At 45.6% G+C, this 8,363-nt stretch carries 10 protein-coding genes; all 10 read left to right on the forward strand.

Annotated features, from left to right (window positions below):
• Window positions 1–115 precede the first annotated feature (115 nt).
• Window positions 116–1,222: a dTDP-glucose 4,6-dehydratase gene (gene rfbB / locus PG899_RS21195; RefSeq protein ID WP_024944112.1), complete on the forward strand. Its 1,107-nt coding sequence runs from the start codon at window positions 116–118 to the stop codon at window positions 1,220–1,222.
• A complete protein-coding gene (gene rfbD / locus PG899_RS21200) occupies window positions 1,222–2,109 on the forward strand; it encodes a dTDP-4-dehydrorhamnose reductase (protein ID WP_270697639.1) in 888 nt (295 codons plus the stop codon). Before rfbB ends, rfbD begins: the two co-directional genes overlap by 1 nt.
• Before the next feature lie 113 nt (window positions 2,110–2,222).
• Complete coding sequence (gene rfbA / locus PG899_RS21205) at window positions 2,223–3,101, forward strand: glucose-1-phosphate thymidylyltransferase RfbA (RefSeq protein ID WP_270697640.1); 879 nt, start codon at window positions 2,223–2,225, stop codon at window positions 3,099–3,101.
• A 57-nt stretch (window positions 3,102–3,158) separates the two neighbouring features.
• Window positions 3,159–3,704 carry a dTDP-4-dehydrorhamnose 3,5-epimerase gene (gene rfbC, locus PG899_RS21210; RefSeq protein WP_270697641.1) on the forward strand — a complete coding sequence of 182 codons (546 nt, stop codon included), beginning with the start codon at window positions 3,159–3,161 and terminating at the stop codon, window positions 3,702–3,704.
• Window positions 3,704–4,120 carry a sugar 3,4-ketoisomerase gene (locus PG899_RS21215; RefSeq protein ID WP_270697642.1) on the forward strand — a complete coding sequence of 139 codons (417 nt, stop codon included), beginning with the start codon at window positions 3,704–3,706 and terminating at the stop codon, window positions 4,118–4,120. Before rfbC ends, PG899_RS21215 begins: the two co-directional genes overlap by 1 nt.
• Window positions 4,098–4,616, forward strand: coding sequence for a GNAT family N-acetyltransferase (locus tag PG899_RS21220; RefSeq protein ID WP_270697644.1), 519 nt, complete (start codon window positions 4,098–4,100; stop codon window positions 4,614–4,616). Before PG899_RS21215 ends, PG899_RS21220 begins: the two co-directional genes overlap by 23 nt.
• Complete coding sequence (locus tag PG899_RS21225; RefSeq protein ID WP_270697646.1) at window positions 4,609–5,319, forward strand: 3-oxoacyl-ACP reductase; 711 nt, start codon at window positions 4,609–4,611, stop codon at window positions 5,317–5,319. The genes PG899_RS21220 and PG899_RS21225 overlap by 8 nt, the downstream gene beginning before the upstream one ends.
• A gap of 15 nt (window positions 5,320–5,334) precedes the next feature.
• Complete coding sequence (locus tag PG899_RS21230; RefSeq protein ID WP_270697647.1) at window positions 5,335–6,447, forward strand: DegT/DnrJ/EryC1/StrS family aminotransferase; 1,113 nt, start codon at window positions 5,335–5,337, stop codon at window positions 6,445–6,447.
• Window positions 6,444–7,694 carry an O-antigen translocase gene (locus PG899_RS21235; RefSeq protein WP_270697648.1) on the forward strand — a complete coding sequence of 417 codons (1,251 nt, stop codon included), beginning with the start codon at window positions 6,444–6,446 and terminating at the stop codon, window positions 7,692–7,694. The genes PG899_RS21230 and PG899_RS21235 overlap by 4 nt, the downstream gene beginning before the upstream one ends.
• A gap of 80 nt (window positions 7,695–7,774) precedes the next feature.
• On the forward strand, window positions 7,775–8,272 hold the full coding sequence (locus tag PG899_RS21240; protein WP_270697649.1) for a DapH/DapD/GlmU-related protein: 498 nt from the start codon (window positions 7,775–7,777) through the stop codon (window positions 8,270–8,272).
• The last annotated feature ends 91 nt before the right edge of the window (window positions 8,273–8,363 follow it).

The following is an 8,363-nucleotide window of genomic DNA, read 5'->3' on the forward strand; positions in this document are numbered from 1 at the left end:
GTAGCTATTGCTTTTGACTTGCACTGCATCAGAGAACCGCTGCAAAGACGAGTGTCATCGTCGCTTAAAAGCGTCCCAATAGCTAAATTTTCTATTAATTTTCAAGAGCATAACTATGAAGATTCTTGTCACTGGTGGTGCCGGCTTTATCGGCTCGGCGGTTGTTCGTCATATCATTCAAAATACCAACGACTCAGTTCTCAACCTCGATAAACTCACCTATGCGGGCAATCTGGAATCCTTGGCCAGTGTATCGACAAGCGATCGTTATGCGTTTGAGCAGGTGGATATCTGCAATCGCGCCGAGCTGGATCGGGTGTTTGCCCAGCACCAACCGGATGCGGTGATGCACCTGGCCGCCGAGAGCCATGTTGATCGCTCCATCACAGGCCCGGCTGACTTTATCGAGACCAATATTGTCGGTACCTATATGTTGCTGGAAGCGGCTCGCGCCTACTGGAACGGTCTGGACGCGGTACACAAGGCGGCTTTCCGCTTCCACCACATCTCCACCGACGAGGTGTATGGCGATCTGCCCCATCCGGATGAGGTCGCCACTGGTGAGCCATTGCCACTCTTTACCGAAACGACCCCCTACGCCCCCAGCAGCCCCTATTCTGCCTCCAAGGCATCTAGCGACCATCTGGTGCGCGCCTGGCGCCGTACCTATGGCCTGCCGACCATCGTCACCAACTGCTCCAATAACTACGGCCCGTACCACTTCCCCGAGAAGCTGATCCCGTTGGTGATCCTCAACGCGCTGGATGGCAAACCGCTGCCTGTCTATGGCAAGGGCGACCAGATCCGTGACTGGCTCTATGTGGAAGATCACGCACGTGCGCTCTACAAGGTGGTGACCACTGGCTTGGTCGGGGAGACCTACAACATTGGCGGTCATAACGAGAAGCAGAATCTGGAGGTGGTACACACCATCTGTGATCTGCTGGACGAGATGGTGCCGAAAGCGGGCTCTTACCGCGATCAAATCACCTATGTGGCGGATCGTCCCGGTCACGATCGCCGCTATGCGATCGATGCGACCAAGATGAGCTGTGAGCTTGCTTGGCAACCGCAAGAAACGTTCGAGTCTGGCATTCGCAAAACCGTGCAGTGGTATCTGGATAACCAGCAGTGGGTCAGCAACGTCAAGAGCGGCGCCTACCAATCCTGGATTGAGCAGCACTATTCCGCGATTGAACAGAACGATGGGGTGCGTGCCTGATGCATATCCTGCTGTTTGGCAAAAACGGCCAGGTAGGCTGGGAGCTGCAGCGCGCACTGGCGCCGTTGGGGCACATCACTGCCGTTGATTTTGACTCCACCGACTATTGTGGCGATTTCAGCAACCCGGCAGGGGTGGCCGAAACGGTACGTCTGGTCAAACCGGACGTGATTGTCAACGCCGCGGCCCATACCGCAGTCGACAAGGCGGAGAGCGAGCGGGAGTTTGCCGAACTGCTCAATGCCACCAGTGTGGCTGCTATCGCTAAAGAAGCGGAAGCATTGGGTGCCTGGCTGGTGCATTACTCCACCGACTATGTGTTTGATGGCAGCGGTGAGCGCCCCTGGGTGGAAACCGATGCGACCGCCCCGCTCAACGTCTACGGCGAAACCAAGCTGGCAGGGGAACAAGGCGCCGCTATTTGCTCCCGTCACCTGATCTTCCGCACCAGCTGGGTCTACGCCGCCCGAGGCGCCAACTTTGCCAAGACCATGCTACGCTTTGGCAAAGAGCGTAATGAGATGTCAGTCATTAATGACCAGTTCGGCGCACCGACCGGCGCCGAGTTACTGGCTGATTGCACCGCCCATGCGATCCGTGTGGCGCAGAGTAAACCCGAGGTCGCCGGGCTGTACCATCTGATTGCCTCCGGTACCACCACCTGGTTTGACTACGCCCAGCTGGTGTTTGCCAAAGCCAGAGAGGCTGGCGCTGAACTGGCGGTGACGCAGCTCAATGCGGTGCCGACCAGTGCCTTCCCGACCCCGGCCAAACGACCCCATAACTCTCGCCTTGATACTGGCAAATTCCAGCGCACCTTCGATCTGGTGCTGCCGGACTGGACCGTCGGTGTGGAGCGGATGTTGACCGAGATCCTGGGCAAATAAATCACTGGTCAGGGGTGTAGTGACTGCATCCCTGACTGGCAGGGATAAAACCTAAAAGGTGTGGCCGTAAGCCACCCTTTTCTTTTGCAATTTAAAAATAAGAAACAAGCATCATGACCAAACGTAAAGGCATCATTCTAGCCGGTGGCTCAGGCACCCGTCTCTATCCGGTGACCATGGCGGTGAGCAAGCAGCTGCTACCCATCTATGACAAGCCGATGATCTACTACCCGCTCAGCACCCTGATGCTGGCCGGTATTCGGGATATTTTGATCATCAGCACGCCGCAAGATACCCCCCGTTTTGAGCAACTGCTGGGTGATGGCAACCAGTGGGGCCTGAACTTGCAATACAAGGTGCAGCCAAGTCCGGATGGGTTGGCACAAGCCTTTATTCTGGGTGAAGAGTTCATCGGTTCAGACCCCTGTGCGCTGGTGCTGGGCGATAACATCTTCTACGGTCACGACCTGCAGAAACAGCTTGAAGCGGCGGCAGCCAAAGAGAGTGGCGCTACCGTCTTTGCCTACCATGTGCATGACCCTGAGCGTTATGGGGTGGTGGAATTTGATAAAGAGGGTACCGCAATCTCTCTGGAAGAGAAGCCGTTGGAGCCCAAGAGCAACTATGCGGTGACAGGTCTTTATTTCTATGACAACAGCGTGGTGGAGATCGCCAAGAGCCTGAAGCCATCGCCCCGTGGTGAGCTGGAAATCACCGATGTGAACCGTATCTACCTGGAGCAAGGCAATCTGTCGGTGGCGATGATGGGCCGAGGTTATGCCTGGCTGGATACCGGCACCCATGAAAGCCTGATCGAAGCGAGCAACTTTATTCAGACCATCGAGACCCGTCAGGGGTTAAAAGTAGCTTGCCCGGAAGAGATTGCCTATCGCCAGAAGTTTATTACTGCCGACCAAGTCCGTGAACTTGCTGCGCCACTGGCAAAAAATGCGTATGGCCAATATTTGCTAAGAATGGTTGTCAAAGCCTGATGTGATATGGGGGAAGATGCTCCCTCTATAAAGATTGAATTCAATGTGGATAGGCAGATGAATGTAATCAAAACGGCAATCCCTGACGTGCTTATTTTTGAGCCAAAAGTATTTGGCGATGAGCGTGGTTTTTTCTTTGAGAGTTTCAACCACAAGCTCTTTGAAGAGGCTGTAGGGTATCCGGTTACCTTTGTTCAGGATAATCACTCCAAATCTTCAAAAGGGGTGTTGCGTGGCTTGCACTATCAGTTCCCCCCCCATGCCCAGGGCAAGCTGGTGCGTTGTGTGGCAGGTGAAGTGTTTGATGTGGCGGTAGATATCAGGAAAAGTTCGCCGACTTTTGGTCAATGGGTGGGGGTTCATATTTCTGCAGAAAATAAACGTCAGTTATGGATCCCTGAAGGTTTCGCGCATGGCTTCGTAACTCTGAGCGATAGTGCAGACTTTTTATATAAAACGACAGACTATTATCATCGTGAGAGTGAAGGCTCAATTTTCTGGAATGATCCTGATATTAATATCGAATGGCCTGTAGAAGGGGTATTTCTTTCGGAAAAAGATAAAACTTCGCAGAGTTTTTCAGAATATAAAAGGTTTGGTTAATGTTGATTAAATTGCTTGATTTCAGGGTGCTTGGGGATGAAAGAGGATCATTAATTGCTCTGGAATCCAATAATCAGATACCTTTTAATATTAGTAGAGTCTATTATTTATATGATACAAAGAAAGGGGTTGCTCGTGGCTTTCATGCCCATAAAAATTTAAAACAGCTTGCTATTTGCATAAAAGGTTCATGCCGTTTTATCATGGATGATGGAGACAATAAGGAAGAGGTTATATTGTCAACCCCAGATAAAGGGTTGTTGATCGATGCAATGCAATGGCATGAAATGTACGACTTTTCCGATGATTGCGTGCTAATGGTTTTGGCGAACATGCCATATGATGAGTCTGATTATATCAGGGATTATGACGTATTTAAAACAGAGGTGATGAATGTTAAAATCCAAAACAATTAGTATGCGATATGTCGAAGAGTCTGATGCTGAATTTATCTTAAGCTTAAGACTGGATAATAGATATAATAATTTTCTGTCTAGAGTAGATGCAAGCCTTGATGGACAAAAATCTTGGATTAGAAAATACAAGGATGATGAAAGAGAAGAAAAGCAATTTTACTTCATAATTGAACGAAATGATGGCATCCCTTGTGGTACAGTCAGAATATATGATATAAAAAATGATTCATTTTGTTGGGGGAGTTGGATTCTTAATGAAGATAAAACTCGCTATGCAGCCTTAGAAAGTGCCATGTTAGTTTATGAGTTTGGCTTTAATAGGTTGAAATTTAAAAAAAGTCATTTTGAGGTAATGAAGGAGAATAAGAAAGTTGTTAATTTTCATAAGAAATTTGGTGCAGTAGAAATCGGTGAGGATGATAACAACTTTTATTTTGAAATCACTCAGGAATCTGTAGCTGAATTTAAAAATAAATTCAAGGCACTGTATGAATAAAGTGGCTCTTGTGACTGGTTGTTCCGCTGGGAGCGGTGCTGAAATAGTAAAAAGCCTGAGCGAAATCGGCTATAAAGTTATAGCGACGTATAACAATACGATACCAAATTATAGGAATGAAAGAGTCCTCTACAGGCAACTTGATGTCACGGATCAATTTGCTTGCAAACAGCTTTTAGAGGATTTGATATCTTTGGAACTAACTCCTGGCATTCTTGTTAATAACGCTGGGGTGGTAAATGATTCCATGTTCCATAAGATGGAATATAGTGATTGGTATCAAGTTATAAATGTTAATCTTTTGTCTCTTTTTAATCTGACGCAACCTATCTTTAGTGCAATGAGAAATAAAAATTATGGTCGTATAATTAATATTTCTTCAGTCAATGCAAATAAGGGGCAGATTGGTCAGGCTAATTATTGTGCGGCGAAAGCTGGAATTCTTGGTTTTACCAAGGCTCTTGCATTAGAAGGCGCAAGGTACGGCATTACTGTAAATGCCATTTCCCCCGGATATACAGACACTGAAATGGTCAAGAATGTCCGTCCTGATGTTTTGGAAAACATTATAGGCACCATCCCACTACAGAGACTGTGCAGGCCCGATGAGGTTGCTGCACTCGTTTGTTACTTGGTGAGTGACAATGCAAATTATATCACTGGCGCTAACTATGAAATAAATGGCGGCCTGTACTTATCTTAAAATAATTATATTGGAATGAAGTGGATGATTAATTTTCTTGATCTGAAATCTATCAACAAGCAATATCAACAAGATCTTAAAGATGCCTGCGCCCGGGTGATTGACTCAGGCTGGTATATTATGGGGAATGAGCTGAACCAATTTGAAACTGAATTTGCTACTTATTGCGGCACCAAGCACGTGATTGGTGTGGCCAATGGGCTGGATGCATTAATCCTTACCCTACGCGCGTGGAGGGAACTGGGCAAACTGCAAGCCGGTGACGAGGTGATTGTCCAAGCTAATACCTATATCGCTTCTGTATTGGCAATCACCGAGAATGACTTGGTTCCTGTTTTGGTTGAGCCGAGTCCTGTTACCTATAACCTCGATCCTGCTATCGTTGCAGCAGCGATCACTTCTAAAACAAAAGCGATCTTGCCTGTCCATTTATATGGCCAGTTGTCACCAATGCCAGAAATTATGGCCATAGCCAAACAGCATAACTTATTGGTGCTGGAAGATTGTGCCCAAGCGCATGGCGCCGAGATTAATGGCCAACGAGCGGGTAACTGGGGCGATGCTGCTGGATTTAGCTTTTACCCTGGTAAAAATCTCGGTGCCCTTGGTGATGCCGGTGCGATCACTACTAATGACGATCAACTTGCACAGACTCTGAAGGCCTTGCGCAATTATGGTTCTCATAAGAAGTATGAAAACCTGTATCAGGGCGTTAATAGCCGCCTTGATGAGATTCAGGCTGCCATGTTGCGTGTAAAATTACCGTATCTGGAAGCTGAGACCATTCGTCGCCAACAAATTGCTCAAGTTTATCGTTCTGGGATCACGAATCCATTGGTCACATTGCCTAATGTTATCGATGAGCTGGCACATGTTTGGCACCTGTTTGTTGTGCGCTGTGAAAAGCGTGAAGCATTGCAAGCTTGTCTAGCCGAGCAAGGTATTCAGACCCTGATCCACTATCCGGTTGCGCCACATAAACAGCAGGCATATAGCCAGTGGAACACTATATCCCTGCCATTGACGGAAGAAATCCATCAGCAAGTTCTTTCTCTTCCGCTTGACCCTACGATGAGTGAAGCGGCGGTTGCGCATGTCATTGCGGCTGTTAATGGATTTAATGCATGAAGCGTTTGCTCAAAGTCACCGCTATGACAGGGTTATTGACCTTGCTCAGAATGGCGATGGGGTTTGTGATTGCCAAGGTGGTGGCCATTTATACTGGCCCCACTGGCATGGCTATGTTAGGCCAAGTCCAAAGCATGGTGAGCAGTTTAAATGGTATAATTAATGCGCCTGTAGGTAATGGTTTGGTGCGTTTTACTGCTGAGTATAAAGAGCAAGGCTTTGATATTTGCGCCCCTTGGTGGCGTGCAGCCCTGCAATGGGTATTAATTATTTCGGCGATTGCAATTCCAAGTGGCTTGCTATTTGCAAAACCGATATCAGCTTGGTTATTTCAAGATAAAAGATTGGCTTGGGTTGTAATAGTAACTGTTATGATGCTGCCGTTTGCAGCTATTGGTACCTTACTTAACTCGATAATTAATGGACAGCAGTTATACCGTCGTTACGTTGGTCTAGGCATGATTTCTGCAATTATTTCTGGCTGTATGATGCTTGGGATGGTTGCCTTGTACAAAATTCAAGGTGCTTTGTTAGCCTCAGCAGTACAAGCCGCTTTAATTGGCATTGTGATGTTGATTGCCAATCTGCAGCAGCCTTGGTTTAAACTTCGTTATTGGTGGGGAGGTGTAGAGCCACAGGCGAGGAGGCAAATTGGTAGTTATATGCTAATGGCAATTACCAGTGCTTTAACTGTGCCCATCTCATTAATCTTGGTACGAAACATTTTAATTTCCCAGGTGGGTTGGGAGGCTGCTGGCCAATGGCAAGCAATATATAAAATTTCAGAGGTTTATTTAGGTGTGATCACGATGGCGCTTGGCACTTATTACTTGCCACGTTTAGCATCACTTAAAGATATAGATTTAATTATCGGTGAAATTCATAAAACTGCTCGTCTAATTATTCCCATCGTCGCTACTATGGCCTTTGGTGTGTATCTGCTTCGCGATGTTGCGATTACACTACTATTTACTGACGCCTTTCGTAGTGTCCGAGATTTGTTTGCTATTCAGCTAACAGGTGATGTCATAAAAATAGCCAGCTGGCTGTATGCATATCCAATGCTCTCTCGTGGTGCTACAAAATGGTTTGTCAGCACTGAAATAATATTCTCGCTATCATTTGTTTTCTTAAGCTATATTTTTGTATCAAACATGGGGCTTAAGGGAGCAACTATTGCGTATTTGGTTAACTATTTACTATGCTGCTTAACTATTTTGTTAAATGTAAGAAAATTCGCCCGTTAATTACGATTAAGTTTCGTACCTTTTATTTTAACTTTATGTATAAAATAGGGCTGCTGAATAATTTAGTGTGTCGAGGGAACGTGCACGTTGTTCAGAAATTAAATCTGCAAGGTCAAGGTAAAATAAACTTAGACGAAGATTGTATGCTGGGTGTTTATCCATCGCCTCAATTATTTACAGGTGAGTGCTATCTTGAAGCTAGAAGCTCTGCTGCGAATATATATATTGGCAAACGTGTACACATTAACAACAATGCAGTTATCATCGCAGATAAGAGTTCTATTACTATTGGTGATGATAGCATGATAGGACCTAATTTTATCTGTTTTGATAGTAATTTTCATTCGTTACACCCTGATAAACGAATGAGTAGTGATTACAGTTGCAAACCAGTGATTATCGGCCGTAATGTATTTATTGGTGCCAACGTTACAATTTTACAAGGTGTGACTATTGGTGATAACAGTGTTATATGTGCTGGTGCTGTCATTGACAAATGCATTCCTCCAAACATTATTGCAAAAGCATCAAGAGATATAGATTTCATATATTTAAATATTGATGCTTATAATCCATGAAATAAATTAATTATTTAATTATTTAATTATTTAATTATTTAATTATTTAATTATTTAATTATTTAATTATTTAATTATTTAATTATTTAAT

The sequence above is a fragment of the Aeromonas sp. QDB39 genome (assembly GCF_027707585.1).
Lineage (GTDB): Bacteria > Pseudomonadota > Gammaproteobacteria > Enterobacterales > Aeromonadaceae > Aeromonas > Aeromonas hydrophila.